Source organism: Polaromonas sp. P2_G11 (genome assembly GCF_056403595.1).
Genome location: NZ_JBFUFE010000001.1, coordinates 57,221 through 83,652, shown reverse-complemented (window position 1 = coordinate 83,652; position 26,432 = coordinate 57,221). Strand labels below are relative to the sequence as shown.

24 protein-coding genes are annotated in these 26,432 nt (G+C 60.1%); 7 read left to right on the top strand and 17 right to left on the bottom strand.

What is annotated here, in order from left to right:
* Positions 1-56: 56 nt before the first annotated feature.
* The 5 genes from AC1DWQ_RS00410 to AC1DWQ_RS00390 all read right to left on the bottom strand — a co-directional run bounded on the left by AC1DWQ_RS00410 (position 57) and on the right by AC1DWQ_RS00390 (position 5,491).
* On the bottom strand, positions 57-1,334 hold the full coding sequence (locus AC1DWQ_RS00410) for a TRAP transporter large permease (RefSeq protein WP_477667879.1): 1,278 nt from the start codon (positions 1,332-1,334) through the stop codon (positions 57-59).
* 139 nt (positions 1,335-1,473) lie between these two features.
* A complete protein-coding gene (locus AC1DWQ_RS00405) occupies positions 1,474-1,968 on the bottom strand; it encodes a TRAP transporter small permease (protein ID WP_477667878.1) in 495 nt (164 codons plus the stop codon).
* Between the two features lie 111 nt (positions 1,969-2,079).
* The gene (locus tag AC1DWQ_RS00400; protein WP_477667877.1) at positions 2,080-3,051 is read right to left on the bottom strand and encodes a TRAP transporter substrate-binding protein; all 972 of its coding nucleotides are present in this window, start codon (positions 3,049-3,051) and stop codon (positions 2,080-2,082) included.
* A gap of 92 nt (positions 3,052-3,143) precedes the next feature.
* Positions 3,144-4,169, bottom strand: coding sequence for a D-erythronate dehydrogenase (denD, locus tag AC1DWQ_RS00395; protein ID WP_477667876.1), 1,026 nt, complete (start codon positions 4,167-4,169; stop codon positions 3,144-3,146).
* Between the two features lie 308 nt (positions 4,170-4,477).
* Entirely contained in the window at positions 4,478-5,491 is a 1,014-nt protein-coding gene (locus tag AC1DWQ_RS00390; protein WP_477667875.1) for an acyltransferase family protein, read from the bottom strand.
* Positions 5,492-5,866: 375 nt separating this feature from the next.
* Here AC1DWQ_RS00390 and epsA point away from each other — a divergent pair, with 375 nt between their 5' ends.
* From epsA to epsG, 6 genes are all read left to right on the top strand, one after another.
* Positions 5,867-6,655: an XrtB/PEP-CTERM-associated transcriptional regulator EpsA gene (gene epsA, locus AC1DWQ_RS00385; protein ID WP_477667874.1), complete on the top strand. Its 789-nt coding sequence runs from the start codon at positions 5,867-5,869 to the stop codon at positions 6,653-6,655.
* Complete coding sequence (locus tag AC1DWQ_RS00380; protein ID WP_477667873.1) at positions 6,648-8,075, top strand: undecaprenyl-phosphate glucose phosphotransferase; 1,428 nt, start codon at positions 6,648-6,650, stop codon at positions 8,073-8,075. The genes epsA and AC1DWQ_RS00380 overlap by 8 nt, the downstream gene beginning before the upstream one ends.
* A complete protein-coding gene (epsL, locus tag AC1DWQ_RS00375; protein WP_477667872.1) occupies positions 7,976-9,295 on the top strand; it encodes an XrtB/PEP-CTERM-associated polysaccharide biosynthesis outer membrane protein EpsL in 1,320 nt (439 codons plus the stop codon). The genes AC1DWQ_RS00380 and epsL overlap by 100 nt, the downstream gene beginning before the upstream one ends.
* A gap of 106 nt (positions 9,296-9,401) precedes the next feature.
* Complete coding sequence (gene epsE, locus AC1DWQ_RS00370) at positions 9,402-10,286, top strand: polysaccharide export protein EpsE (protein WP_477668899.1); 885 nt, start codon at positions 9,402-9,404, stop codon at positions 10,284-10,286.
* 3 nt (positions 10,287-10,289) lie between these two features.
* Positions 10,290-11,687 (top strand): chain length determinant protein EpsF, encoded by a 1,398-nt coding sequence (gene epsF, locus AC1DWQ_RS00365; protein WP_477667871.1) that lies wholly within the window; start codon positions 10,290-10,292, stop codon positions 11,685-11,687.
* Positions 11,684-12,583: a chain length determinant protein tyrosine kinase EpsG gene (gene epsG / locus AC1DWQ_RS00360; protein WP_477646209.1), complete on the top strand. Its 900-nt coding sequence runs from the start codon at positions 11,684-11,686 to the stop codon at positions 12,581-12,583. Before epsF ends, epsG begins: the two co-directional genes overlap by 4 nt.
* Here epsG and AC1DWQ_RS00355 read toward each other — a convergent pair.
* Positions 12,570-12,974 (bottom strand): VanZ family protein, encoded by a 405-nt coding sequence (locus AC1DWQ_RS00355; RefSeq protein WP_477667870.1) that lies wholly within the window; start codon positions 12,972-12,974, stop codon positions 12,570-12,572. The genes epsG and AC1DWQ_RS00355 overlap by 14 nt on opposite strands.
* A gap of 41 nt (positions 12,975-13,015) precedes the next feature.
* Here AC1DWQ_RS00355 and AC1DWQ_RS00350 point away from each other — a divergent pair, with 41 nt between their 5' ends.
* Positions 13,016-13,783, top strand: coding sequence for a WecB/TagA/CpsF family glycosyltransferase (locus tag AC1DWQ_RS00350; protein ID WP_477667869.1), 768 nt, complete (start codon positions 13,016-13,018; stop codon positions 13,781-13,783).
* On the opposite strand, the gene AC1DWQ_RS00345 is transcribed toward AC1DWQ_RS00350, so the two are convergent.
* The 11 genes from AC1DWQ_RS00345 to galE all read right to left on the bottom strand — a co-directional run bounded on the left by AC1DWQ_RS00345 (position 13,742) and on the right by galE (position 26,074).
* Positions 13,742-14,422 (bottom strand): serine O-acetyltransferase, encoded by a 681-nt coding sequence (locus AC1DWQ_RS00345; protein WP_477667868.1) that lies wholly within the window; start codon positions 14,420-14,422, stop codon positions 13,742-13,744. The two genes, AC1DWQ_RS00350 and AC1DWQ_RS00345, sit on opposite strands and share 42 nt — an antisense overlap.
* Positions 14,410-15,438, bottom strand: coding sequence for an NAD-dependent epimerase/dehydratase family protein (locus AC1DWQ_RS00340; protein ID WP_477667867.1), 1,029 nt, complete (start codon positions 15,436-15,438; stop codon positions 14,410-14,412). Before AC1DWQ_RS00340 ends, AC1DWQ_RS00345 begins: the two co-directional genes overlap by 13 nt.
* Positions 15,435-17,126 (bottom strand): FAD-dependent oxidoreductase, encoded by a 1,692-nt coding sequence (locus AC1DWQ_RS00335; RefSeq protein ID WP_477667866.1) that lies wholly within the window; start codon positions 17,124-17,126, stop codon positions 15,435-15,437. The genes AC1DWQ_RS00340 and AC1DWQ_RS00335 overlap by 4 nt, the downstream gene beginning before the upstream one ends.
* The gene (locus tag AC1DWQ_RS00330) at positions 17,123-18,301 is read right to left on the bottom strand and encodes a glycosyltransferase family 4 protein (protein ID WP_477667865.1); all 1,179 of its coding nucleotides are present in this window, start codon (positions 18,299-18,301) and stop codon (positions 17,123-17,125) included. The genes AC1DWQ_RS00335 and AC1DWQ_RS00330 overlap by 4 nt, the downstream gene beginning before the upstream one ends.
* Before the next feature lie 2 nt (positions 18,302-18,303).
* Complete coding sequence (locus AC1DWQ_RS00325) at positions 18,304-19,407, bottom strand: acyltransferase family protein (RefSeq protein ID WP_477667864.1); 1,104 nt, start codon at positions 19,405-19,407, stop codon at positions 18,304-18,306.
* On the bottom strand, positions 19,404-20,483 hold the full coding sequence (locus tag AC1DWQ_RS00320; RefSeq protein WP_477667863.1) for a glycosyltransferase family 2 protein: 1,080 nt from the start codon (positions 20,481-20,483) through the stop codon (positions 19,404-19,406). Before AC1DWQ_RS00320 ends, AC1DWQ_RS00325 begins: the two co-directional genes overlap by 4 nt.
* A 4-nt stretch (positions 20,484-20,487) precedes the next feature.
* Positions 20,488-21,456, bottom strand: coding sequence for a glycosyltransferase family 2 protein (locus AC1DWQ_RS00315; RefSeq protein ID WP_477667862.1), 969 nt, complete (start codon positions 21,454-21,456; stop codon positions 20,488-20,490).
* Entirely contained in the window at positions 21,453-22,820 is a 1,368-nt protein-coding gene (locus tag AC1DWQ_RS00310; protein ID WP_477667861.1) for an O-antigen ligase family protein, read from the bottom strand. Before AC1DWQ_RS00310 ends, AC1DWQ_RS00315 begins: the two co-directional genes overlap by 4 nt.
* Before the next feature lie 126 nt (positions 22,821-22,946).
* Complete coding sequence (locus tag AC1DWQ_RS00305; protein ID WP_457280158.1) at positions 22,947-24,470, bottom strand: lipopolysaccharide biosynthesis protein; 1,524 nt, start codon at positions 24,468-24,470, stop codon at positions 22,947-22,949.
* Positions 24,471-24,472: 2 nt separating this feature from the next.
* Positions 24,473-24,805, bottom strand: coding sequence for a hypothetical protein (locus AC1DWQ_RS00300; RefSeq protein WP_457280159.1), 333 nt, complete (start codon positions 24,803-24,805; stop codon positions 24,473-24,475).
* Positions 24,806-24,949: 144 nt separating this feature from the next.
* Positions 24,950-26,074: a UDP-glucose 4-epimerase GalE gene (gene galE, locus AC1DWQ_RS00295; protein WP_477667860.1), complete on the bottom strand. Its 1,125-nt coding sequence runs from the start codon at positions 26,072-26,074 to the stop codon at positions 24,950-24,952.
* Between the last annotated feature and the right edge of the window lie 358 nt (positions 26,075-26,432).

Here is a 26,432-nt window from a genome sequence, read left to right as displayed (position 1 = left end):
TGAAACCCCGAGCATGGCTGCTGAAAATGACAGCCTCGTGAATCCTGTCCGAAAAGCTATTTTGCGTAGACGAGATCCCGCAGAGCCAGCGACAGCTGCGGGACGTAAGTGATCACCATCAGGCAAGCCAGTATCACCAATACAAACGGGAGCAGGTGGGTCACGATGCGGTCCAGCGATATCCTGGCGACGGTGCAGGCTGCAAACAGGTTCACGCCGAATGGCGGCGTGATCATGCCCAGCGCAAGGTTGACCACCATCACCAGCCCGAAGTGCACCGGGTCAATGCCGAAATGCACTGCCACTGGCGCCAGGATGGGCGCCAGCACGATGATGGCTGCGCTGGTTTCAATGAACATGCCGATGATGAATAGCGCCGCGTTGACGCCCAACAGGAAGAGGGCGGGCGACTGCAGCACGGCTTCCAGCCAGTGGCCTATGGCGTCCGGCACGCCGGCCCGGGTGATCAGGAAGGCGAACAACCCGGCATTGGCGATGATGAACATGATCACGGCACTGGAGAGCACCGATTTGCGCAGGATGACGTACAGGTCGGCCAGCTTGATCTCGCGGTAGATCACGATGCCCACGACCAGCGCATAAAACACCGCCACGGCAGAGGCTTCGGTCGGCGTGAAAATTCCGCCATAAATCCCGCCCAGAATAATCACCGGCATCAGCAATGCCCAGCCCGCCTGCCAGGTCGCCTTACCAAAGCTCAGGCGGCCGTCACCGTCCTGTTTGCCCCAGCCCTTCCAGCGGCAGTACAGGTGCACGAACAGCATCAATGCGCCGCCGATTAAAAGCCCCGGGCCGAAGCCGGCAATGAAGAGTTCGCCGATCGAGACCTCGGCGCTCACGCCATAAAGAATCATGGGGATGGACGGCGGAATAATCACGCCCAGTTCTGCGCTGGTGGCCTGCAGGGCCGCAGCGTAAGCGGTAGGGTAGCCGTGCTTGATGAGTGCCGGTATCAGGATGGCGCCTATGGCGAAAGTGGTGGCCACAGAGGAGCCGGACACTGCCGCAAAAATCATGCAAGTCAGCACGCAGGTCATGGGCAGACCGCCTTGCACGCCTCCCACAATGCTTTTGGCGAATTCGACCAGCCGGCGCGAGATGCCGCCGGTTTCCATCAGGTTGCCGGCCAGGATGAAGAAGGGAATGGCGGCCAGCGGAAACTTGTTGATCGAGGAGAACATCTCCTTGACTGAAATCAGCATGTTGGCGTTGGACGCCTGGATACCGAAGATGGACGCCAGGCCGATGGAAACGGCCACGGAAACGGTGAGTGCAAAGCACAGCACCATGGTCGAGATCATTACCGCGGTCATTCTTGGCCCCCACGGTCACTCACTTTGAGCCTGCGGCCGTTCCCTGCCCCTTGCACGGGGAAAGGGTCCGCCGGCCTGCGGCCCGGCAAAGCCGGTTCCGCGGCCCCTGCTTGAACGGGGTGAAATCCATCTTGGGTTTTCATTGTGCTGTCTCCAGTTCATTGCGCTGCGTGTCAATCAGGTTGCCGATGATGCCGATCACGCAGAACATGCCGCCGATCGGCATGGCCACATAACCCCAGAACATGGAAATGGATTCAAGGCCGGCCATGGACTGCACACGCCCGCGAAGGGAATAGTCCCAGCCCCACCAGACGATGACTGCGACGAGGGCCAGAGCGGCGATGCAGACCAGCCAGTCCAGCACCCGCTGGATGCGGGGTGGGCTCCAGCGGTAGAGCACATCCACGCTGACCATGGCGCCCTGGCGGAAAGCCATGGGAATTCCCATAAAGACCATCCAGATCAGGCTGAGGCGGATCAGAATTTCACTCCACTCTGCAGGCTGCTCGAAGACAAAACGCGTCAGGATCTGGAACACACCGAGCCCCGATGCGATGACCAGCATCACGCAGGCCACCAGCATGGAGAAGCCGGTGGTCCACCGTTCAAGTTGGAGAAAAGCTTGTTTCATGGATGCGCCGATACATGAGGAGAATTGAGAATTGCAATGAAAACGCCCGCAGACCAATGGCGGCGGGCGTAAGCAGCTACAAAAAAAGTAGCAAAATAGTTGCGGTACGGTTTACTTGTAGTTCCTGATCGCGTCGATGTTGGCTTTGCCGAACTGCTTTTCAAATTCAGCGTTGACCGGCGCCAGCGTTGCCACGAACTTCGCCTTGTCGACGTTTTCGATCACGGTCATGCCTTTGCTGCGCAGCTCGGCTACACCGTTGGCATCGTCCTGGTCCACGCGGGCCCGGTTCGCCTTGGTCGCTTCCTTGGCGGCATCAACGAAGGCTGTCTTGTCGGCAGCGCTGAGCTTGTCGAAGGCCGCTTTGTTCATCAAGAAAATGCAAGGTGAGTAAACGTGGCCGGTCAGTGAAAGGTGCTTTTGCACCTGGTCGAACTTGGCGGACATGATCACAGACAGGGGATTTTCCTGGCCGTCGACCGTGCCTTGCTGCAGCGCCGTGAATACTTCGGGAAAAGCCATGGGCGTGGTGATGATGCCCAGGCCTTTGTACGCAGCGATATGCACCGGATTTTCCATGGTGCGCATCTTCAGTCCCTTCAGGTCCTCCGGAACTTTCACGTCCCGCTTGCTGTTGGTCATGTGCCGAAAACCGTTTTCGGCCCAGGCCAGCGCCTTGAAGCCCTTGGCATCGAATTTGGTCAGGAGATTCTGGCCGATAGGGCCGTCCAGCACGGCGCGCGCGTGCGCCTTGTCCCGGAACAGGAAGGGAACGTCGAGGATCTTGGTCTCGGGGACAAAATTGGGTACGGGGCCGGTGGAGGAGAAGGCCAGCTCCTGGGTGCCCAGCTGCACGGCCTCGATGGATTCGCGTTCGCCGCCCAGGGCCCCGTTGTAGAAGGTCTGGACTTTGTAGCGGCCTGCTGTGCGTTTCTCGACTTCTTTGGCAAAAGTGTCGATGGCAATGCCCTGATGCGAATTCTGGGCCGTGGAAATGCTGATTTTCATGGTGGTCTGTGCATTTGCAGACGCCATGAATCCCGCTGCGAGCGTCATACCGATAATCAGTTTTGAAAGCTTCATGTTGTTTGTCTCCGTTGAGTGATCGGGCCGGGAATTTTGTGGACGACTGGGGCCGGTTCTGCATCAGGATTTTCCGACCATAAGCACACGCATTATTGCCGCGATGCATCTGCGGTCGTGCGCGGGTTTTCGCTTAAGTACGCCGCGATGATGCTTTCAAAATCACTGTCAGGCAGCAGGCCCAGCGACCGCGCGCGTGCTGCGTCGATATCGGCGGGCCAGTTGCCCACGATTCTTGCGATGACAGGGTCGTACACCCAGTCGATCAGTCCCGCCGCATCTTTGCCGGCCACCCGGGCCAACGCCTGCGCCATTTCACCGACCGTTGTCTTGAGGGCCGGCAGGTTGACGGCTGTGCGGGCGCCCCATTCGGTGTCGGTAGCCTCTGAAGCACGAATCAATCCCTCCACCGTACGTCCGGGCGACGCAAGAGCCACGGCCGTTTCGGGAGGAACAGGGCACTGTGCCCTCGTTCCCGCAAGGGGTTCCCGAATAATGCCGCTGAGAAAGCTCGATGCCGCACCGTTGGGTTTTCCGGGCCGCACGCTCACCGTCATCAGACGCACATTGCGCCCGCGTATGAAGCCCTTGCGCGCGTAATCAGCCACCAGTTGTTCACCGATAAATTTCTGGATGCCGTAGCTGTTCTGCGGTGTGGGCAGCGTTCTGTCATCGATGACCGCCGGGAGTGGTTGCTCGGGTGAATTGCCAAACACTGCAAGCGAACTGGCGAATACGACGGTGGGCGATGTATTCAGGGCACGGCACGCCTGCAGCAGCGCACGCGTAGCATCGACATTGCTGCGCATGCCAAGGTCGAAATCCGCTTCGCATTCACCGCTGACTGCCGCCGCCAGATGGAATATCAGCGTGTCTTTTTCTGTCACCACGAGTGCTTGCGGATGACCGTCTTCCAGCAGCCGGCTCAGATCGCCGGTGATGGTTCGAATGCGGTTGTCCGCGGCCAGCGCGGCCGGCGGCGCCACCCTGTCAACCAGTGTCACTGTCCGGATGGTTTGCGGTGCGCTGCCCGCAAGAGCCAATTGCCCCGCGTCCAGAAGTTGCCGGGCCAGCCTGGCCCCGAGAAATCCGGCGCCGCCGGTGATGACGATATTCATGGGTATGTTGTCTCTATCTTTTTGTTGGTTACTCGCCGGCATGCCCGCGCCGGTCCGATTGCCTGCGGTACGTGAGGCAGTTTAGTTCGAAAGAGGAGTCGTTCCATGCAGCCGCCAGATGGTGCTGATTTGGAAGATGCTCGGAGAAAAGTATCGTGCAACTCCGGCGGCACGGCTTCTGCTCCGACGTTCGAGCCGTTCAGGATTCGCCGCGGCGGCAGAGTCACTGATTGGGGCGCCAGGACGCCGCCAGTGATGAGCGGCTTGGCGCCCGAATGAAATGGGCCGCTGGCTCGAGCCCCGATCCTTCAGGCTGCTACCACGGGCTTCGGATTGGTTTTCGGCTTGCCCGGCACAGTTCCCAGCAGCCACAGATTCAGGCCTGCGTGCCGGCTGATAAGCAGCGCGGATACGACGGGGCCAGCAATCCCGGCGGCGAGTCCCAGCGTCATCAGGACATAGGTGTCCGTGATACCCAATTTCCTGAAGGCGATACGGCTCGCTGCCGTAAAAAAAACATGCAGCAGGTAAATCGCAAATGAGAAGGATCCAATGTAGGCCAGGGGCGCGAAACTCCAGCCACTCCGCAAAAGAAGAAAGGCGCTTGAGACGCCGAGCGCCAGTGCGGCCACAGAACTTCCCTGCTCGGAAAATTGCGGAAAAAGCATGGCCCCGGTAGCGGCGCAAATAAATACGGCCGCCGCCACAAGCCGGGCCGTTGGCGTCCCGATGTCAAATCGTTTGCAGGCAAGCCCGGCCAGGAAAAAAGGCAGAAGGTAAACAGCGCCGCGGGCGGCGAAATAGTTGGGTGGGCTGAAGTAGTCAAACAGCACCGCGCTGAGCGCCCAAGCCACTGCAAATCCGGTCGCAGTAGAAAGTGCGTTGAGGTGTTCCAGCAGCAGAACAACCAGGAAGACAATAAAAAGCGCTTCAAGAAACCAGAAGTGCCCCACGGGCTCAATGTGCAACAGCCACCACTGGTTGACCGATGAGTTGGCGCCTGGCGTGAAGGCCTGCACGACGGCAAAAATAGTTCCCACCGTAATCAGGGGGAGCAGCAGCCGCCGGACCTTGCCTTTAATGAATTCAGCAGCATTGCCTTCATAGGGGCGAAATGCATACACATAGCCTGAGATGAAAGAGAAGAGCGGCATGCGGATATAGGCCAGCCCTTCATTGAACATCTGCAACCAGTGCCCCTCCGGAACCTTCAGGCCCACTGAGGGCGTATCCCCTACCACATGAAACAGAACCAGCAAGATGCAGGCGATGCCCCTTACCGTATCCACTTCCATGCTGCGCTTCATTTTCTTACCGGTCATCAGCCTTGCGTTCCTCTTCTTGTTTCTTTGCTGTTTTGCTCGCTGCAACTGCGTGCACAAATTATGTGCGCAGCGTAGTCAATAGCAGCCACGGCCGTGCGCCAAAAGAAAGCAAACTGTTGCAAGCCGTATCGTTTTGCGAAGCAACTGCCATCAAGCGCACAGCTGTTACGTAGTTGCAACCAATACGCGCGGGGTCTGACATCTCAATTGCATGCCTGCCACCCTACACTGAGTCGTCTTGTTCCTACATCAACTGTGCCGTCTTTGGTATTGCGACTTATACCAAGCTAGACGATTCTCAGTGGGTCCCTTCTGCCACGCCTGCACACGCAGGCAGGGGGCAGAACAAAACACAGGAAGTGATATCAAGGCATGAAATCTCACGCTCCGCTTTTCAGCGAAGATCCTGCGCACTATACGGCGCTGATAACGCAGGCTACGGCCATCACCCGGCACGCCGACCTGCTCGAATGGTTGCGCGGTGACGTCCAGTATTCCCTTCCACATGACATCCTGATGGTGGGCTGGGGCGACTTTCAGGAAGGTGCTATCCAGCACGACATTCTTTCTGAATTGCCTGGCGTACGTTCTTATGCAGCCGGTACAGACGGCGTGCCCTTTTTGCTTGGCCGGCTTCATGACCACTGGGTGGCGGCCGGCGGGCAGCCCTGCCTCCTCAATTTCAGCCAGTTCGAATATTTGCTGGGCAATGCGAGCTTGCCGGGCTCCTTCACCCGTACCCTGGCGGGTATGCGCTCGGTGCTCGTTCACGCGATGCATGACGAAAGGGCGCACCAGGACTGTCTGTATGCGTTTTTCCGTGCAGATGAGATTCCCAGGGAGTCTGGGCTGAAGGCCATGAGGATGCTGATGCCTGCCATTGATAACGCGCTGCGGCAGATGGCGCTGTTGCCACAGCAGCACCCGCAAGCCGCCGTTACGGTACGCAACGGAGCCGACGACGCGTCCGGCCTGAGCGAACGTGAAACGCAAATCATGGCCTGGGTCGCCATGGGCAAAACCAATGCCGAGATCGGAACCATCCTCAACATCAGTGGCTATACGGTGAAGAATCACATGCAGCGCATATTCCAGAAGCTCAACGTATTTAACCGGGCCCAGGCTGTCTCCAGGATTACGCGGGTGAGCTTGCATGGATGATGTCAATCCGCTCAATTCAGCCTCGGCATGGCTTAACCGGCGCGAACCCCGCTCCATGGGGTTGGGTCGAAGTCATCTTTTCACCGCAGTGGAGGCCGCGCTGGACCCTCTGGTTCTGGTGTTCTCGCTCTGGGGACTGGCTTTGTTCTTTGAAGGGTCGGTGCGTCCTGCCTATCTAATTTTGTCGGTCATCGTGTTTTCGCTGACGTTTCCCGGTACCTCCCAATTGCGTTTGCCCGTGTGGAAGGTGTTCTCAAAGATTGCATTTCACTGGATATGGATTGCCGGCTTGTTGCTGCTGACGGGTTTTGCCACCGAATATTTCTATAAATTTTCCATGACGGTACTGGTTAACTGGCTATGGGTCGCGCCGGTTGCCCAGGCGGGTGCGCATGTGGCTCTGCGTGCTGCCGCTCCGCAGTTGCTGAAATTGCAGGGGGCGGTTCGGGGTGCTGTCATCGTCGGTATGAACGAGCAGGGCGTTTCTCTGGCCCGGCACATCACAGGTTCGGCGTATTCGGGCATTGATTTGAAGGGTTTTTTCGACGACCGCGGGGAAGACCGCAGGGAGTCACAGGATGACTACCAACTGGTGGGAAAAATTGACGACCTTCCGGCTTACGTCAAGCAGCACCGTATCCAGTTTATTTATCTGTCCTTGCCCATGGCATCGCGGCCGCGCATCCTGCAGGTGCTTGATGGCCTGAAGGACACCACAGCGTCGATTTATTTTGTCCCCGACATGTTCATTACCGACCTGATACAGGGCCGCAGCGATTCGGTCTGCGGGGTCACGGTGATATCTGTCTGCGATACGCCGTTCCGGGGTGTCAGCGGCGTACTGAAGCGGGCCAGCGACATCGCGCTGTCACTGCTGATCCTGTTGCTGATTTTTCCGGTCATGCTGGTGATCGGGATCATGGTCAAGCTTGACTCTCCGGGGCCTGTCATTTTCAAGCAGCGGCGCTATGGCTTGGACGGTGAGCAGATTCTGGTCTACAAGTTCCGGTCCATGGCTGTTACCGAGGACGGTGGCACGATTCAACAGGCTCGCAAGAATGACATGCGGATCACCCGCCTGGGCGCTTTTCTGCGCAAAACCTCGCTCGACGAATTACCGCAATTCATCAACGTATTGCAAGGGCGCATGAGCATCGTCGGCCCGCGACCGCACGCCGTGGCACACAACGAGATGTATCGCTCTCTCATCAAGGGCTACATGGTTCGCCACAAGGTCAGGCCCGGCATTACCGGCTGGGCTCAGGTGAATGGGCAGCGCGGCGAAACCGACACGCTCGACAAGATGCAGTCGCGTATCGATTGCGACCTGGATTACCTGCGCAACTGGTCGCTGCAGCTCGATTTTTTCATCATTCTGAAAACGATCCGCCTGGTCTTCAAGGACAGTGCGGCTTACTAAAAGCAAAAAAAGGACAGCTGATGCCTCACCGCGACCTCCTTCCCATTCCGCTCTTGTTGCTGAGCCTGTTTCCGTTGGCGGTGCATGCCGATGAGCTTGACACCCTTCAGTTCAAGGCCGGGCAATCCGTCACGCACGACAGCAATGTCTTCCGGTTGTCCGATACAGCGAATGCCCAGGCATTGATAGGAACCACGGACCGCGCGGACACAGTTTCGGTGACGACAGCAGGTTTTAAGATAAACAAGCCTTTCGGGCTTCAGAGATTTGAGCTCGACGCTGGGGTCGAAGACCATCATTACAGCCGCTTTTCCAATCTTGATTTCACCGCGGTGAATTACGCCGCCGCCTGGCGCTGGAGTTTTACGCCGGCCTTGCATGGCAACCTGACCTCCGACCGGCGGGAATTTGTCGACAACACGGCCGACGTCCAGAACTCAGGTCAACTCAATCGCCGGACCAACCGCTCGACCGTGTTTGATGCGGAATACGAGCTCGATGGTGCGTGGCGGCTGGTTGGCGGACTTTTCGAACGCACCAGCACCAGCAGCCAGCCCTTCACCTTTGAAGGCGACTCACGAATTCGGGGAGCCGAGGGCGGCGTACGCTATGTCTTCCCCTCGAACACTTCCATGGCTTATCGCTATAAGCGGGGCAACGGTGACTATCCGGGCCGGGTGCCGTCGCCAACGTTTGCGGGGAGCTTTACGGATACTGAGCATGAGGTTCGGCTGGACTGGGCGCCAACCGGAAAAACCACCCTGCGGGCGCGCTTGTCCCACCTCGACCGCGAGCACGATGGATTGGCTGCGCGGGATTTTTCGGGTTTTACCGGCCAGCTTGATGCGACCTGGAACATCACGGCAAAGACAAGCCTTGCCGGAGGCCTGGTGCGGGAACTGGGCAGCTATCAGACTTCTACAGCCAGCTATTACGAAGGCTATCGCTTCTTTATCGCGCCGACCTGGAAGCCCAGCGAGAAGACGGCCGTTCACCTGCGCTATGACCACGGCGCACGCGACTTCCGGGGGCCTTTGCCGGGCTTTGCCGCAACGGACCGCCACGACACCAGCAATCTGGTTTCCCTGGCACTTGAGTGGCAGGCGCTGCGTGCCCTCAAATTGATAGCTTCAGTGCAGCGCGACAGGCGCAAATCCACTGAGCCGGGTTTTGACTACACCAGCAATGCCTTTGGTCTTTCAGCACAAGCGAGCTTTTGATGGAATCCTTCAACCAACCCCGCTTTCAGGCGCCGGCGTGGCCCCAGCCTGCGGCGTCCTTTACAGACATTTTGCTTTCCGAAAAGGCGACAACAAGATGAAATTCATGATTCGTAACTTTCCTCCGGTCTTATTGGCCTTGCTTCTGGCGATGACGGTTCCCGCGTGCGCCCAGCCGGCCGCATCAAGTCAGTCTGCTGCAGTGACAGCTCCGGTTGCGCCCGTTGCACCGGCTGCTGCCGGTGCTGCGGCTGTGCCGACCAACCAGGACTATCGCCTGGGCGCCGGCGATTCCATTGGCGTGCAGGTGTACCAGAGTCCGGATCTCTCGGTCGACGCACGGGTATCTGAAAGCGGCGTGATCAGCTATCCCCTGATTGGCAGCGTTCAGCTGGGTGGCCTGACGATTGGAGAGGCCGAGAAGAAAATTGCAGATGCCTTGCGCACCGGCGGTTTCGTTAAGGTACCGCAGGTCAACATCGTCCTGCGGCAGGTACGGGGCAATCAGGTCGCCGTGCTGGGGCAGGTAAGCCGCCCGGGCCGTTTCCCCCTGGAAACATTCAACACCCGTGTCAGCGACATGCTGGCTGCTGCCGGCGGTGTGACCCCTACGGGTGACGATGTACTGATCCTGACCGGCCAGCGTGAGGGTAAGCCGTTTCGGAAAGTGATTGATATTCCGGCACTCTTTCTGAACGAGAAATCAGATGAAGACATTGTGCTGGCGGGCGGAGACACGCTGTATGTCAACAAGGCGCCGATGTTTTATATCTACGGCGAGGCACAGCGCCCCGGACCGTACCGCATCGAGCGGGGCATGACCGTGATGCAGGCGCTTGCCCAGGGCGGCGGACCCACGGTGCGCGGCAGTGAAAACCGGCTGCGCCTGCATCGCCGCGACGCGGCGGGGAAGGTCGTGGAAACAACCCCCCGGCTCACCGACCCCGTTCGCGCCGAGGATGTGATCTATGTTCGTGAAAGCCTCTTTTAAATCATGACACTCCATCAATTCCTGCTGATCCTGCGGGCCCGTTATCGGGTTGTTGTGCTCGTCATGCTGGTGGCCATATTGGCCGCGCTGGCCGTCAGCCTCGCGCTTCCCCGCAAGTACACCGCCCAGGCCGCCGTACTGGTTGACGTGCGTTCACCTGATCCGGTTGCCGGCGGCGCGGCCTTGCCCGGCCTGGTCGCACCCAGCTACATGGCGACACAGGTGGACATCATCGGCGGTGACCGTGTGGCCCAGCGCGTGGTGAAAATGCTCAAGCTGGATGAAGATCCGCGCACCAAAGCCCGTTGGCTTGAGGCCACCGATGGACGCGGGTCGCTGGAGAGCTGGCTGGCTGAGTCCCTGCAGAAGGGACTGGATGTACGGCCCGCGCGCGAAAGCAACGTGATCAACATCACCTACAAGGGCAGCGATCCGGATGTCGCCGCCACTACGGCCAATACTTTTGCCCAGGCCTATCTCGATACCAATCTGTCGCTAAAGACGGAACCTGCCAAGATCTACGCCGAATGGTTTGATGATCAGACCAAGGCATCTCGCGCGAAACTTGAGGAGGCTCAGGCGCGCCTGTCGGAGTACCAGCAGAAGGCCGGTATTGTCAGCAGTGACGAGCGTGTGGACTACGAGACTGCGAAGCTGGGGGAAATTTCTTCCCAGCTCACGACTGTGCAGGGCGAGACTACCGACAGCCAGAGCAAACGCAGCTCCCGCGGAGATACCGTCGCTGAAGTCATGCAGAGTCCCCTGATCAATGGCCTGAAGGCCGATCTTTCGCGGCTGGAGGCCAAGGTACAGGAAATCAGTGTGCGCCTCGGGGCTAATCACCCTGAGCGGCAACGCGCTGAATCCGAACTGGCCGCTGTGAAAAGCCGGCTGGCAACCGAAACTGCGCGCATCACAGCATCCATCGAAACAACCTACCGCGTGGGCAAAGACCGGGAGCGTGAACTGCAGGCCGCGGTGGGTGCACAGAAAGCGCGTGTCCTCGAACTGAACAAGCAGCGGGACGAGCTCAATGTATATCGCCGCGATGTCGAGTCGGCCCAGCGCGCTTTTGAGGCTGTCAGCCAGAGTGCATCGCAGACACGCCTTCAGAGCCTGAGCAACCAGACCAATGTTGTGCGGCTGAACATGGCAACGCCTCCTGTCAACCCTTCGAGCCCGAAACTGCTGGTGAATCTGCTGGTCGCTGCTTTTGGCGGGACGTTGCTCGGCATTGCATGCGGATTGCTGCTGGAACTGGCCAACCGCCGCGTGCGCTCTGCCGAAGACCTTGTGCAGATATTGGGCCTGCCTGTGTTGGCAAGCATTTCTTCGGATGGAGGAAGCGGCAGGCTTCCCGGTTCGCGCCGCCTGATGCTAGGCAATGGAGGGACAGCATGAATAGAAACAACGCTCCGACGATCCGATCGGTTCCCCTGACAGTTCCCAGCAAACCGGCCACGGGTGCCGGCCGCTCCATGGGGACAATCCTGGTGGATGCCGGTCGGCTGTCGCCTCCGGATGCCGAACGTATCCTCCATTTTCAACGGGACCGTGGCTTGCGCTTTGGCGATTCCGGCAAGGCCCTGGGCCTGCTGAGTGACGACGATGTGCGTTTTGCCCTCTCGGTCCAGTTTGACTATCCCTACCTTGCCAATGAAACCAAGCTCAGCCGGGAGCTGGTGGCGGCGTACCAGCCGGGCAGCCAGCCGGTTGAACAGTTGCGTGCGCTGCGCAGCCAGTTGATGCTGCGCTGGTTTGACACCGGGGCCGAGCGCCGGGGGTTGGCGATTGTCAGCGCCGGCGCGAAAGAAGGGCGCAGCTATATCGCGGCTAACCTGGCCATCGTGTTTTCACAGCTCGGGGAGCGTACTTTGCTGGTCGACGCGGATATGCGGACGCCACGGCAGCACCAGCTTTTTAACCTTGGGGCGACTGCGGGCCTGTCTGACATGCTCGCTGGCCGCGCCGGGCCGGAAGCGGTCATCAGCATACCGGCCCTGCAGGATCTGTCGGTACTGCCTGCGGGGGTCATTCCGCCTAATCCGCAGGAGCTGCTTGGGCGGCAGGAATTTTCCAAACTGCTGCAATCATTGGGCGAGGACTTTGACGTCATCATCATCGACACCCCGCCTGCCAGCGAATGTGCCGATGCGCACACGGTGGCCGTCCGCGCAGGGGCTGCTCTGGTTGTGGCGAGGCAGAACATGAGTTCCATGCCGCAAATGACCCGTTTCACCCACAGTCTGCGGGAGTTCGGCGTGGCTTTGGTGGGCTCCGTGCTTAACGATGCCTGAAGAAGCGGCCAGCCCCCAGCCGATAGGCTGCCTCATGCGCGGCGGCTCCCAGAAGCCCGCCTGCGGCGTCCGCTGCCAGGTCAGACCAGCTGGCTGTCCGGCCCGGCAGGAAAGCCTGATGCAACTCATCCATGGCACCTACCATGACGGCGCTGGCTACGCAGCAAAGGGCCATGCGCCAGCCGCGCGTTCCGCTTGCAATACCGGCAGCCGCGCCCACCATGCCAAAGACGAGCAGATGTGCCAGTTTGTCCCAAGGCGCAGGGAACAGCCCAACGGCAACGGGCTGCGCGCCAAGAATGTAAAGCGCTGCGGCCGTCAGGACGACGGTGATGCCCGCCAGGATGCGAAGGGTGCGCAAGGGGTTGCCCGGGGTTACGGTGTTCAACATGACCATGATTTTGTCATGCCGGAGGATGGATGGGTGAGGCCATGCTGAGTTCTTCCTTTGACAGCCCTGCTGACTGGCGCCAGCGCTGGTCGCTACTGGTGGAAAAGATTGAGCGGGTGCAAAGCCCTGTCGACAGCCAGGCACTGCTGGCGTCCCTTAGCCACCCTGCAAGGCCGCAGGTACTGGCTTTCGCCAATGCGCATGCGATGAATTCCATGGTGGCGTCGGTTCCTTTTTTTGAGGCAATGCATTCGGCCGACCTGGTGCTCAGGGACGGCTCCGGCATGGCAACGCTGTTTAAATTGCTGCGGATGCAGCCCGGCCTCAATCTCAATGGGACGGACTTCATTCCGCAACTGATCCGGGCGTTTGACGGCCGCCGCATTGCGTTGTTTGGTACACGTGATCCCTATCTGGCCAAGGGCCGGCTGCGTGTCCAGCAGGAACTGGCTCCCCACAGCCAGCTTATTGCAGCCGATGGCTTCCTGGATGCTGAGGCATACGCCCTGCTGGCAGTTCAGCACCAACCGGCGCTGATCGTGCTCGGCATGGGAATGCCCCGGCAGGAGGAAGTGGCGGCCAGACTGCGTGCCTTGCTGGACTTTCCCTGCCTGATCGTTTGCGGCGGAGCCATCATTGACTTTCTGGGTGGAAAAACACCGCGAGCGCCGCTGTGGATGCAGAGGGCCGGTCTGGAGTGGTTGTTTCGCCTGGCGCTGGAGCCGCGCCGGTTGTTTCAGCGCTACGTGATAGGCAATCCGCTATTTTTAACGCGGGCCTTGCGCCTGGCCTCGCTGAACCGACGCTGATCCGGCATTCACTGCGAGCGATTGACGTTGCGGCCGCGAGTGCTGGCTTTCTTCGTCTACGGCTACCGGCGCGTAGCGGTTGTCTACATCCGGTGTGCAGTTGGTTTTAACAATCTGCCCGGGGTTTCCCATCACCACGCTGTAGGGGGGGACGTTCTCAAAGACATACGCTCCGCCGGCAATCCTGCTGCCTTTCCCCACAGTCACGCCGCCCACTACAATCGCGTGCGGCCCGATCCACACATCGTCTTCAATCACCGGGTAAACGGTGTTCCGCCGGCCTTCACTGTCAATGTAATCCCGCTGCCCGATCGTTACGCCATGAAACAGCGTGACGTTGCTGCCGATACGTGCGTTCGCGTTGACGACGATGCCGCGGCCATGGGTGAGTGCAAGTCCGGGCGCAATGGTGGTTCGCCAGGGTATTTCGATCCCCGCCAGCTGGCTTGTCAGTCGGTACAGCAGCTGTGCAGGAACCATCGCGAACCAGCGCCATGCAGGCGGCAGTTGCTGGGCTGCCTGGCAAAGACGCAAGGTGACCACCACGCGAAATGCCGGATCCAGAAGGGCGCCTTTCAATGCCAGATGCCCGTCGGATCGTCCAAATTTCCGGTGAATATCGGCTTTCAGGGAAGGCATACTATTTTTTCCATGGTTTGGCCGCTGGTTGATGCCCCGGTACGGAACCACCGGGCCGAGTCATGCACACCGGTGCGATAAGGTGTCCACGCCAATCCCAATTGTTCCGTTGCTGCCTGCGAGTCGAGTTGAATGTGCTGGGACCACAAACGGAGCAATCCCGGTGGCAACGCATCGGGAAGCCGCCGGCCGGTGATGCCAAGAAATTTCAAGGCCTGCTCAGCTGCCTTGAGTGGTGGGCCACCTACCCAGGAGTCCACGCTCAGCTGGCGCCGGCCGATGCGTTTCACCGGCGTTGCCCTGATATCGAGAGCCAGGTCAACAAAGTAGTCGTTCCAGCGAGGACTGTCCGGCGCAGCCAGATTGAAAGCCGGCAACTCGCCTGGAGCCACCGGCAGCTGCAGTGCAACCAGCAGAGCCTGGCAAACGTCGTCCACGTGGACAAGATTGGACCAACCATCGCCAGCGATGCCAAGGTCGCCAAGACGCCCGGACTGAAGCCATCGGCCGATGCGTCCGACCCAGAGTTCACTGCCAGGGCCAAAAACACAGCCTGGCCGCAGCATCACGGCTGCACCGCCGCGACGGGTAAATTCCTCCAGACTGGTTTCCGCTTCGCACTTGGCACGGCCGTACCAACCCAGGCTGGGATCACGTGGCGCACCCTCACGGATAAGGCCTTCTGCAGGGCCATAAACCGACATGGTGCTCAAATGAACAATGCGCGGACAGTTTGCCTTGAGCGCGGCGTCGACCAGGACGTGCATGCCTTCAGAAATCGACGCTGCATCGCCCGCCACGCAGTTAACAACCGCGTCGAAGTTTTTTAGTGCCACCGCAAGTTGCCCAGCGTCTCGGGTATCTAGTTCCAGCCATTCGGCCCGCAACTTTTCCGTGCCGTTCGAAAGATTCTTCTGTCTGGACGCTCCCGTGGGGATCGCCCACGAAGTGCCGTGCAGCATTTCCAGCAGGCGCCTGCCGATGTGGCCTGACCCTCCCAATACCAGTACCTTCATGCGGCCTCCTTCAACTGGATCGGTGTCCGCTCTGCACGCAAGCGATGCGACAGCGTGTCGCCCAGCCGGAGCGACATGGCAATCAGGGTCAAAGTCGGATTGGCCTGGCTTGACGTAGGGAAAACGGCGCTTCCGGCTACAAACAGGTTGTGCACCGAGTGAACCTGGCAGTCGGCATTGACCACGCTGGTGCGCACGTCATCGCCCATGCGTGCGGTGCCGATGTGGTGTCCCCCGTAGGCGCCGAAGCGCACGAGGTCGTCCTCAAGGGTCTGGCGGTTGTAGTCGAAGTGGGCCTTTCCGCTGCGCGCGAATTCTTCAGCCATCACGTCCAGGGTTTTGCGGACGGAGTCGATGTCCGCCTGGCTGTAGCGCCAATCCACCTTCAGGCGAGGCATGCCCAGCGCATCGACAGTGCCGGCAAGTGTGACCCGGCTGTGGGCTTGGGGTATTTGCTCACCATGAACTTCAAGGCTGAAGCGGTTGGTGCGGTTGCGCAGAATCACTGACGGGAATTTGCGTTCAGCGAAGGAGCGCCTGGCCAGCCAATGGGCCAGGAAAGCCGTGGTGTCCAGAGGGTCGGCCACCACATTGAGGAGGTGGCGGGCGTAAGTCCCTGCCGTGGGGGCGTGGCCATCGTTGAGCCGCTTGCCGTATTCGTAGCTGATCAGCTTGCGGGCCAGGAACAGCCCCGACAACACCCCGTTGCGATGCACCGGATCGGTGATGCGCGGGAAGTGCAGGCGGGCGACTGCATTGGCAAGGCCCAGGCGCCTTTGCTCGTGGGCGGCCACAGACAGCCTGCGCCTGCAATAGATGCCTTCCGGGGAAATTTCATAGCCGTGCCGCACATTGCTGACGGGCCCATGAACGGTCAGGGTGCCGACATTCCCGGCGATGTGGCACATGTAGTAGCGCCCCACCACATCATGCTGGTTGCCGACGCCTTGCGGAACGACATCCCGCGACGCCAGTAACAAACGCGCCGTTTCGAGCCCGCCCATGGCCAGTACCGTGGTATTCGGAGTCACCCAAAAGTGTGTTCCTGCCAAGGTGCGTACCTCGAGTTCCCGGACGGCCCTTCCGTCGGCGTGCAGCCGTACTGCAGTGCAGTTGGCTCCCAGCAGTACCTGGATATTGGGCGCCAGCTCAAGCCGCCGTGCATAGCGATTGCCGAAATGCGTGGGACAGGAAAACCGCTCCAGCCCATTGGTCAGCACGCGCGAACTGTCGAACCCTGCAATCATCGGACCGATTTCCGGCTCCAGGGCTTCACCCGCGTCATAAATGAACCGCCCGGCTTCCGCGAGGGCATTGGCACGCGGGTAGTAGGGTCGCAGGTCTTCGTAAGACAGCGGCCACCCGCTGTGCGGAATGTAGCTGCGGGTCTCGAAGTCAATGGGATCGAAGGGCATGCAGCGTCCGCCCCAGATCGCGGTGGATCCCCCCAGGCGCCGCTGGCGATATTTGCCGGGTGGGCTGTGCAGCCGCTCATCCGCGACTTCTCCCTCGCAGAGCGACTGGGTGGGAGCGTGCGCCTGCAGCTGCCCCGACTCCAGCAGAAGCACGGAATGCCCTTGCTCCGACAAGGTGAGCGCCAATGCAATGCCCGCAGGGCCGCCACCCACTACGCAGACGTCCGCCTGAAGGCGGCTGCCGGCCTGAATGTCATTGGCCTGCGTGATCATAGGTGGGTGTCCGGGACAGATTTGGCGGTGGTGCGCAGCGGTTGGGCTGCTACGCCGAAATTGCGCTGGTGGATGCGCGCAACGCTGGCAAAGAAACGGGCAAGGGAAAAGTTCTGTTCGTAAAGTGCCCGGCCGTTGCGCTCCAGTGAAGTCCTCAGCGCAGGCTCGTTCAGCACCTGCTGCAGGCCCCTGGCAATACCGGCTGCGTCGCCAGCCTGCACAAAGCACGCATTGACCCCATCGGTCAACACGGAAGGTATTTCGCCTACCGGGCTGCAGACCACCGCAACGCCGTTGGCCATGGCCTCCAGGATGACCAGTGGCAGGCCCTCGTCGTAAGAAGGCAATACCAGGACATCGGCGCGAGCCATCAGGCGTGCGACCTGCTGCTGGTCGGACCAGCCGGCAAAATCAAGCAGTGCTTCGATGCCCAGTTGCTTTGCCTTTATCCGGTAGGCTTCGATATCGCCGCCGCCGGCCAGAATCACTTCGGTTCGTGAGGCATCAAATCCCGGGAGCGCCAGCGCCTGCAAAAGATCCGATACCCCCTTGCGCTCCGACAGGTTTCCCAAAAAGAGCACGCGCTGCACGATTTGTTCCGAGGCTATGCGCCGTGCATGGGTAGGTTCGGGAACACCGTTGATAACGATCTCCACGCGATTGGCCGGCACGCCGAGTTCTTCGACCACAAAACGCCGTGCGGATGATCCCAGCACCACACAACTGGCCGGCAGCGAAAATACCCAGCGCGTCAGCATCTGCAGCGGACGGGGCAACGACCGGTAGAAATGATGCAGCTGCGCAGCGTGCAAATGAAGCACCACCGGAATACCGAGGGCGCGGCAGACAATGATGATCACGCTCTTGCGAAAGAGGCTCAACCGCTCGGCCATGTTCACATGGACACCCGCCAGCCGGCCGTTGAGTTTTCCGCGCACTATTCTGGCCATGGCAGTTGCCAGCACCCAAAGTGAATACAGCGCGTTGGCGCCGCCGCGGGTGTCAAGCGGACGGAGTTCCGCCGCATCGGCAGGGGCTGAAAACGCCTGGGCCTGAATCAGGTAGTCCGCGACCTTGAACATGCCGCCGCCTTTGGGCGTCCAGGGACACGCAAGGTAGATATAGCGCCCCTCGCGTTCTCGTGCGGCCGAATGCGGCAGCGATTCACTTCTCATAATTACTTTCCTGTACCTTGATAAGAAAGACCGGGCTTTCTAAAGAGTGCGCGCTTGAAGAAGGTGGTCATGGGACGCTCCAGCCACACGTACGAGATGCAGCCTGCAACCACCACGGCCGTGCCCACGGCAAGCACGATGGCCAGGCTGTCCTGCACGCCCAGTTTTTTCAGCGCCAGCACACCGGCCGGTACCACGAAGGTGTGCGAGAGATAGATGGAGTAGGAAGCGTCACCCAGGAAAGACAGACGGGAAGCCAGTGGTGCGCGCAAGGTCCATGGCTCGAGCCAGATTGACCCGAGGACAACCAGCGCAGCACCGCAGCCCCAGGTGGCGAAACGGTCGGCCGAGTGCCCCCAGTCAGGGATAAACATGAACATCGCGCCAGCGGTCATGACGATCAGGCCGGCTCCTGGCGATGCATGCCGAAAATGCAAAAAGGCATAGGCAATGCAGACTCCAAGAATGAACTCGAAAACAATGGTCTGGGCGTAGAAACCCAGCACCACCGAGTCCGGTACATACCGACCAGCCGTGAAAATCAGTAGAAAAACCAGCAAGCAAAACCGGATGCGTGGTGCGCCCAGGGCAATGGCTGCCGCAAAAACCGCATAAAAAAGCATTTCGAAATTCAACGTCCAGCCGACGGGCAGCGCGGGCAATACGAGGCCCCACGGGCTCACGGCAGGGATGAACAAAAGGGAGGCGGTCAGATGCCCCGGTTCCACGGATGCGCGGGATGCGAGGGTCGGCAAAGCCAGCAAGAGGACGACCTTCAACAAGGTATAGAACCAGTAGAGCGGTGCGATCCTCAGCAAGCGCCTCCGCATGAACACCCAGGCGGCATTGACCCGCGACGCAGCGTCGGAAGGCAGTGCCGATGTTGACATGGCCATGACAAACCCGCTGATGACAAAAAAGATGTCTACGCCTGCGGAGCCGTCTGCCCAATAATGGGTTGGGCCGGTTCCGCCGATGTGGATGGAAATGGCCTGGGTAATGTGCATGACCACGACAAGCATGGCCGCGGCAAACCTCAGAATTTGTACGCCCGTGAATTGCTGCGTCGCCTGCTGCTTCTGCGGGCTTCCATCGGGGCCGATCAATGGGCGCTCCCCTGAATTGCCTGGCGAGGCGCCATTGAGAAGTCCTTGAGTATCCGGCTCGCGATGGCCTCGCCAGCCGGGCGTTGCCGGCGAAGCAGGCCGCGTATGAGGCCCGCGGCATTGAAGCACCATGAGATCACCGAATAGAGGGCCTTGGTGACAGACCGTTTTCGCCAGGTCATCAGCAACACCGGCGCCGTGACGATGATGCAAAAGAATGCCATGCGCAGGGGAGCCGATACCGGCCAGAATACCAGGCTGGCCATGACCGCCCACCAGCCCAGGACGGCCATGTACAGGCGCAGTTCCCGCAGGCCCTGCAGCGCCAGATGCAGTCGGGGCTGGCCGGCGGCAGCGCGGACCAGTTCGCCCAGCCCGCAGATATAGCGGGTGCTCCAGCGCCGCATCAACAAGCGATAGGGTGGTGCATCGTGGCCAAAGTGGTTGGCGGCATCCACCGGCAGGCGCCACAGATGCCAGCCGAGAGCGCGCAGCCTGATGGCCAGGTCAAATTCTTCATAGCTGTGCAGGTTACGGTCGGAAAGATAGCCTGCGGCCTCAATGGCTGTGCGACGGTAAAGCCCTCCGCCGTCGAGCCGGTCGACCTTGCCAGGCAGCAGGTGCGGCGAGGCGCGTTCTCCACGCGCAAGGTATTCCAGGCTCGCGGTGTTTTGCTCCACCACCCGTCCGCCGACGCCTGCGACGTCTTCATGGGCATCCAGAAAATCGAGTGCTTTCTCAAGAAAGCCTTCCTGCATCTGCATGTCGCCATCGAGGATATAAATGAAGTCGCCATGCGAATGCTGGTAGCCCAGTTGCGGGCCCACGCCGCAGCAGCGCTCATTGGGATTGGCCAGCTGGACGATACGGATGGGGTAAGTACATGCTAGTTCCACTGTGCTGTCGGTCGAGCAGGAGTCGGCAAGAATGACCTCTCCTCCCACGGTGGAAACAGCGCGCAGCGCACTCTCGATGGTCGCCCGGATGCGTTTTTCCTCATTCAGTGCCTTGATGACCACGGAGACCCGGCAGGAATGCCAGAGGGGGGTAATTTTGCGGGGTGATTTGGGGTTCATTTTTTTATCCTGCTTCGGCCGGGCTGCCGGTGTGAACGGTCCGGCGCGTGCGCCAAAGCTGCCAGTTTTTCACCACCTGGCCCGGCATGAAAAGCATGGCCGCCGTCAGCCACCAGCGTCTCCCGGTAGCCGCGCGGTGTGCGCGCACCAGCCAGTCGAAGCCCTCACGGCGGCTTCCGGATGCCAATGCCTGCCGTGCCAGCGTCAACTCGTGTTGCGCCACAAGCCACAGTGCAGACCGGCGTTGTGCTGTGGTCATGGCCCCTGATAGTGCACGTGCCCGCATGCGTTCCAGAAACGGTGGCATGGCCAGGTCGGGGTGGTATGTCGTCAGGCCGCCTTCCACAGCCAGCCGATACGCCATCAAGGGCGACCGGACCAGCGCAACGGGGGTTTTCTCAGCCAGACGGAACCATAGATCCAGGTCTTCGCCGTGCGACTCTCCCGAAGGAAAGCATGGCTGCATTTGCCGCAAGCGCGCGCTTCGCACGGACACCGCGCTGGTGCACAGCGACGGCGCGCTCATCCAGCGCCGCGGCAGATCGGTGATGAGTTCCACTTCCGGTTGATCTGCCAGCACTGGCCAGTTCGGCGGCCACATGGTGTGCGTATCGGGAACCGGCAAGAAGTCGGTGGCCACCGTGTCGACCTGCGGGTAACGCGCCTGCGTCCACAGGAGGGTTTCCAGGTACTGGGGATGGTGCCAGTCATCGGCGTCGAGAAAGGAAACCCATTCGCCTTTTGCCAGCGAAATTCCCAGGTTCCGGGCGGCGGAAACACCGGCATTGGCCTGGCGCACCAGGCGCAATCGCGGGTCAGGTATGAACGTTACCAGTTCCGCACCGCCGTCGGTGGAACCGTCGTCCACCACAATGACCTCGAAGTCCGAGAAGGTTTGTGCCAGCACCGACGCGATGGTGTCGTTGATGTACGGTGCCTTGTTGTAAAGCGGAATGACAATCGAAAATTTCATGGTCGGGCTCGAGAGGTAGCCGGGGACGGATGGAAGTTCCCGGCGAAGCGGGGCGTGGCACCTTCCGGCAAGCTTGCCGGCTGCCTTCTGCGGGCATGGGCTTCGCGCGCTGCAGCCGCCAGCGTCATCAGCAAAAGCACGTGAGTGGTGAGCTCGGGGCCGTAACCGAAGAGCAGCAGCGGCACTTCACTGATGGCGCGCAGTGCCAGCGCCACGAACAACGCCAGTGAAAGGCCGCCGCTGGCACGTGCATAGCGGATAGACAGGACCAGCAGCACCAATGCGTACAACACCAGTGCAGCGGCACCCACCGTGCCGGAGCGCGACAGCGTGTCCATAAACTGGTTGTGCGCGTGGGTCGCATTGGGCATGCCGATACTTTCACGGAAACTGACATCCCACAGGGTGGGTCCGTAGCCGAACACAGGGTTGCGCTGCCATTCGTCATAGGCAATTGCCCAGATCTGATCACGGCCGGTCATGGACGCGAGTTGCGCGCCCTGGGCGCTGTCAAAGAAGCTGGACAGACGCGCATCGATATCGCCAAACATCAGCACCAACGTGACGCCGGCCACCGCAACCATGAACCCCACCAACGAGACGATGCCGAATTCGGGCCGCACCGGATCACTGGCGCGGCGCAGAAACGCGGGCCCCTGCCGTACAGCAAGAATGCAGGCGGAGCACAGGGTAAAAGAAATCCAGGCTGTTTTGGATTGAGCGAGAAAAAGTACAAGAAGCCCCATTCCCCACGCCAGGCGATTAAGCCAGACGCTCTGCAGAGGGCGCGCGAGGAGACACAACAAGCCCAGCTGAGCCAGCATGCCGAGTGACACCGCATGCGCGGCCAGCCCTGCCAGCCGCGGTACACCCGGCAGCAAGCCCTGCGTATAGGAGAGGTCCAGCACCAGCGTTGGCTTGAAAGGGATCAGCAGCAAGCCCGCTGCCATAAAGAGCAGCAGGGCGTTGCGAGCCGCCTTGAACGCGAGGTCTCTTTCGATGCTGGTGGCAAGCACCGCCGCGATGCCGATGAGCAGTGGGTACACATAATCGTGTGACACATGCGGATGCAGGCCCAGAAGAGCCGGTGAGGCCACCGTGCCTGCCCAGAAAAGAACAAAGGTGATCAACATCACCGGGGGGGCCTGCACCGTCTTGTCACGTTGAAGCCAGTGCGTGATGATGCGTTCCCCCGCCAGCGTGAGCAGCAAGAGGGAAACCAGCGGCTGCGCCAAAGCCACCAGCGGGTGGCGCACCACCACCGCAACTTCGTCCAATTTAAATGCACTGCTGGAGAGGTCGCGCCCCGAGAGGAAATTGTTCAGGGCCACCATTGCCAGGATGGCGTAGAAAATGACATGCATGTACCCGTGCGCACGGCGTGACGTGACATGAACTGCACCCGCCATGCCCAGCGTCGCCAAAAGCGCCGCCAAAATGGCACCGGCAACCAGAACCGAAATAACGATGGGTTGATCCAGGATAGCTCCTTAGAGTGGCTGCTCAAGGGAATTGGAAAGATCGGTACGTGGTGCCGAAACACCGCGGCGCAAAAACTTCGCCAGTCCGGGGACAAACCGGATGACCATTTCGGATGTTTCCCGCCCCAGCATTTGCGGCCTCAGGGCAAGCAGCAATGCCGGCAGGACTACTGCGGACAGGCTTCCGGCAAGCAGCGAGAGCAGGGGAATATCAAACCGTGCAACCGCGTGCTGACCTGCCATCACACCTAAAACGCAAGCGGCACAAAGAAGAAACCCGCGCAGGGCATCCGGTAGCAGGGACATCCAGCCAAGCTCCAGTGCACGGAATGCAGCCGTAGCCGTAACGGCTGCGCGCAGTACCAGCAACAGACCCGCCACGACTGCAGCCATGTGGATTCCCTGGCCTGCAAACAGGTAAAAACCGAGGATGCCCAAAACGATCAGCGGGAGCTGCAGCGCAAATTCGTAGTACTTGCGTCCGGTGTTCCACAGCACGGGTGTCGACAGTCCCCAGATGACGTACGCCGGCATGCAGAGGAACAAAATTCCCAGCACCCAGGCTGCCCCACTCCATGCGGGCCCATAAAGCACACGCACGATGTCGGGCGACAGAAAGGCAAGCGTCGCAAAGGCGGGGAGTCCCAACACCACAATGGTGGCCAGCATCTGCAGATAAGCGCGGCCCAGTCGTGGCCGGTCGTTTTGCAGGCGTGCGCCCGCCGCCAGGAACGCGGGCTGAAGTGCACCCAGCAGCAAGGTGTTGGGCATTGTGGCCAGGTTGTAAGCCACGTTATAGAGACCCAGCGATTGTGCGTTGAGCAACCGGCCTATCAATACCCGGTCAAGGTTGTTGAGTACCCAGTTGACGATATTGGTCAAAAAGACCGTGTGTCCCGTACCGACAGCGGACTTTGCATCGGCATACCAGAACAGCGGGCGAAGCGCATGCGGCTTGAGGGCATAACTTGCAACAAACACAACAGCCGCCTGAACCAGCCAGGCCGCTACCAGCGAAGCCTCACCCTGGCCAAGCAGTGCCATCGGCACCCCAACAGCCACATACCCAGCGGCATAGCTGCCGACCTGGATCAGTCCCACTGCCCGGAAATTCAGGTCACGCTGCAGCAGGTAAGTAGCCGGTGCTGCCGCAGCACCCAGCAGGCACGCCACCGATAGCCATTCAATGACGAATTGCGAGCGCGGCTCCCGGAAATAAGCCGACAGCAGCGGCGCCAGAAAATAGAGGGCAAGCATGGTGGCAATACCCACGATCAGTTGCCATGTCCAGGCAAACCGGACGTCCTCGTCACTCAGTGTGGTGCGTTGCAACAGGCTCCAGCTGAAGCCAAAACCGGAGACAAATGTGGCGAATGTCAGTACCACCATGCCGATGGCAAAAACGCCAAAAATCTCCGGCCCCAGGGTGCGGGCCAGAATCACCTGGGCCACCAGCTGCAGCCCAAAGCGTGCCGCTGTGGAAACGGCGCTCCATTTGACCGCTGCAACACCCGGACGGCCGAGGCCACTCATGCTCAAGACCTCTCTGCTTTATGGCGGCGAACGGCAATCACGCCCATCAACGCCAATGTGGCCAGCAGCGTGCCGTAAGGGTGCCATCCGGATTCGTCCGTATCTGCCTCGCCCGCCGCCGTGACACCCAGGCCGGATTGGCCACTGCGCACCGCGTCCACACTGTGGACTGTGTTGACCTTGACGGGCTCAGTGCCGGGCTGCAGTTTCATACGTGTCGCTTTGGCGGTAGCTCCCGTTGGCGTCACCGCTGCGGGCGCTGCAGGCGGGTTGGTAGACGCCGTTGCTGAAGCAATCCAGGTGGCCAAAATGGCGGTAAACAGGGTTCGAAACATAGGGTTTTCCTTCTGTCAAAGCAGGAAAAGAGTTTGTTGTGCAGTGCAGCAATTGACAATAGTCCGAATGGCTCATGGCGCGCTTTATGCTATTTATTGAGTTCAAAAAAGCGTGGCGCATTCTTGGGGCAAGGCTTGAATTGCTCACATGCTGACTGCCGGCTGAATGAGTCCGTTCGGGCTATTGCGCATGGGCTCAGATGCGGATATGTCCGTACCGTTTTCAGAGGTGTTCCTGTAGCCTTCGGGATTGCGCTGCTGCCAGTGCCAGGAGTCGCGGCACATGTCGTCGATGGTGCATGTGGCGCGCCAGCCCAGCAGGCTGCCGGCCAGGGAAACATCTGCAAAGTACTGTGCGACATCCCCGGCTCGTCGAGGTGCAAATTCATAAGGAATCGGCCGTCCGCTTGCCCGCTCAAACGCCTGGACCACACCGAGAACACTGGTGCCCTCGCCGGTGCCCAGATTGACCGTAAAGCTCTTGCCGCTTGCCAGCAAAGCATCGACTGCGGCCACATGGCCTGCCGCAAGGTCGGTGACGTGCAGGTAGTCGCGCACCCCGGTGCCGTCGGGCGTGGGGTAGTCATTGCCAAACACATTGAGCGTGGCCCGTTTGCCCACGGCCACCTGGGTGACGTACGGCATCAGGTTGTTGGGGATTCCATTGGGGTCTTCGCCGATCAGTCCACTGGGGTGCGCGCCCACCGGGTTGAAGTAGCGCAGCACCCCGACCCGCCACGCCGCGTCTGAAATGCGCAGCGATGCCAGGATGTTTTCACACATCAGTTTGGTGTGGGCATACGGGCTCTCCGGCATGCATGGAAACTGCTCGTTGATGGGCACGGTGGCGGGGTCCCCATAGACCGTGGCGCTTGAAGAGAAGACTACGGCCCGGCAGTCCGTCGTTTCCATCGCCCGCAACAAACTCAGGAGTCCGCCAACATTGTTCTGGTAGTACATGAGAGGGCGTTGCACACTTTCCCCTACGGCCTTGAACCCGGCAAAGTGGACGGCCGCAACGCAGTGGTAGCGTTGCAGGACCCCGGCCACAAAATCGGTGTCCAGTACGTTGCCGCGTTCGCACGGTACGGGCTGACCCGTCAGCTGCTGCAGCCGGTGCAGCACGGCAGGATGGCTGTTGGAAAAGTCGTCGAGGATGACAGGCTGGTAGCCGGCATTCACCAGCGCCACAAAAGTATGGCTTCCGATGTATCCGGCTCCACCGGTTAATAGCACACTAGGTCGCACACTGGATTTGTTCAGGGTCATTGCAAAAGGCTGCATGGCAGCGGGTTGATTTGATACGGGTCACGACGCCGGCGTAACACTGCTGAAACATGTTCGCGTGAGGGATTGCATGGACGGGCAGCATCCAGACATCACCAGACCATTCCCTTTCAGGGGCTAGTTACGAGTGTCTTTGACGCGTGGAGAAAGGATGTCAGCGTAAGCCGCATATGTGCGTGGGAAGCCGTCACGCTGGCCTCAAAGCGTTTCGAATCGTTCGGTAAGCACTTGTGAATGACGGTTGCAAATCGCCAGCTGGCGGGCAGCTGAACTGTTCGTGAGCAGTTGGCATCCCAACGGCAAACGACAAAAAGTCACAAAGATCAGGGGCTGCTGCGAC

What these genes read in the sequence shown, in the direction of transcription:
- AC1DWQ_RS00310 (WP_477667861.1), bottom strand. Translation starts at nt 22,820, where the DNA reads ATGCATGTCATTTTCTACGCCATCCTGGCAATGGTGGCCCTGAACAAT.
- AC1DWQ_RS00380 (WP_477667873.1), top strand. Translation starts at nt 6,648, where the DNA reads ATGGATGATGTCAATCCGCTCAATTCAGCCTCGGCATGGCTTAACCGG.
- epsG (WP_477646209.1), top strand. Translation starts at nt 11,684, where the DNA reads ATGAATAGAAACAACGCTCCGACGATCCGATCGGTTCCCCTGACAGTT.
- denD (WP_477667876.1), bottom strand. Translation starts at nt 4,169, where the DNA reads ATGAATATCGTCATCACCGGCGGCGCCGGATTTCTCGGGGCCAGGCTG.
- AC1DWQ_RS00355 (WP_477667870.1), bottom strand. Translation starts at nt 12,974, where the DNA reads ATGTTGAACACCGTAACCCCGGGCAACCCCTTGCGCACCCTTCGCATC.
- AC1DWQ_RS00335 (WP_477667866.1), bottom strand. Translation starts at nt 17,126, where the DNA reads ATGATCACGCAGGCCAATGACATTCAGGCCGGCAGCCGCCTTCAGGCG.
- galE (WP_477667860.1), bottom strand. Translation starts at nt 26,074, where the DNA reads ATGACCCTGAACAAATCCAGTGTGCGACCTAGTGTGCTATTAACCGGT.
- AC1DWQ_RS00410 (WP_477667879.1), bottom strand. Translation starts at nt 1,334, where the DNA reads ATGACCGCGGTAATGATCTCGACCATGGTGCTGTGCTTTGCACTCACC.
- AC1DWQ_RS00330 (WP_477667865.1), bottom strand. Translation starts at nt 18,301, where the DNA reads ATGAGAAGTGAATCGCTGCCGCATTCGGCCGCACGAGAACGCGAGGGG.
- AC1DWQ_RS00320 (WP_477667863.1), bottom strand. Translation starts at nt 20,483, where the DNA reads ATGAACCCCAAATCACCCCGCAAAATTACCCCCCTCTGGCATTCCTGC.
- AC1DWQ_RS00390 (WP_477667875.1), bottom strand. Translation starts at nt 5,491, where the DNA reads ATGACCGGTAAGAAAATGAAGCGCAGCATGGAAGTGGATACGGTAAGG.
- AC1DWQ_RS00400 (WP_477667877.1), bottom strand. Translation starts at nt 3,051, where the DNA reads ATGAAGCTTTCAAAACTGATTATCGGTATGACGCTCGCAGCGGGATTC.
- epsE (WP_477668899.1), top strand. Translation starts at nt 9,402, where the DNA reads ATGATTCGTAACTTTCCTCCGGTCTTATTGGCCTTGCTTCTGGCGATG.
- epsF (WP_477667871.1), top strand. Translation starts at nt 10,290, where the DNA reads ATGACACTCCATCAATTCCTGCTGATCCTGCGGGCCCGTTATCGGGTT.
- AC1DWQ_RS00405 (WP_477667878.1), bottom strand. Translation starts at nt 1,968, where the DNA reads ATGAAACAAGCTTTTCTCCAACTTGAACGGTGGACCACCGGCTTCTCC.
- AC1DWQ_RS00315 (WP_477667862.1), bottom strand. Translation starts at nt 21,456, where the DNA reads ATGAAATTTTCGATTGTCATTCCGCTTTACAACAAGGCACCGTACATC.
- AC1DWQ_RS00305 (WP_457280158.1), bottom strand. Translation starts at nt 24,470, where the DNA reads ATGAGTGGCCTCGGCCGTCCGGGTGTTGCAGCGGTCAAATGGAGCGCC.
- AC1DWQ_RS00340 (WP_477667867.1), bottom strand. Translation starts at nt 15,438, where the DNA reads ATGAAGGTACTGGTATTGGGAGGGTCAGGCCACATCGGCAGGCGCCTG.
- AC1DWQ_RS00350 (WP_477667869.1), top strand. Translation starts at nt 13,016, where the DNA reads ATGCTGAGTTCTTCCTTTGACAGCCCTGCTGACTGGCGCCAGCGCTGG.
- AC1DWQ_RS00300 (WP_457280159.1), bottom strand. Translation starts at nt 24,805, where the DNA reads ATGTTTCGAACCCTGTTTACCGCCATTTTGGCCACCTGGATTGCTTCA.
- AC1DWQ_RS00345 (WP_477667868.1), bottom strand. Translation starts at nt 14,422, where the DNA reads ATGCCTTCCCTGAAAGCCGATATTCACCGGAAATTTGGACGATCCGAC.
- epsA (WP_477667874.1), top strand. Translation starts at nt 5,867, where the DNA reads ATGAAATCTCACGCTCCGCTTTTCAGCGAAGATCCTGCGCACTATACG.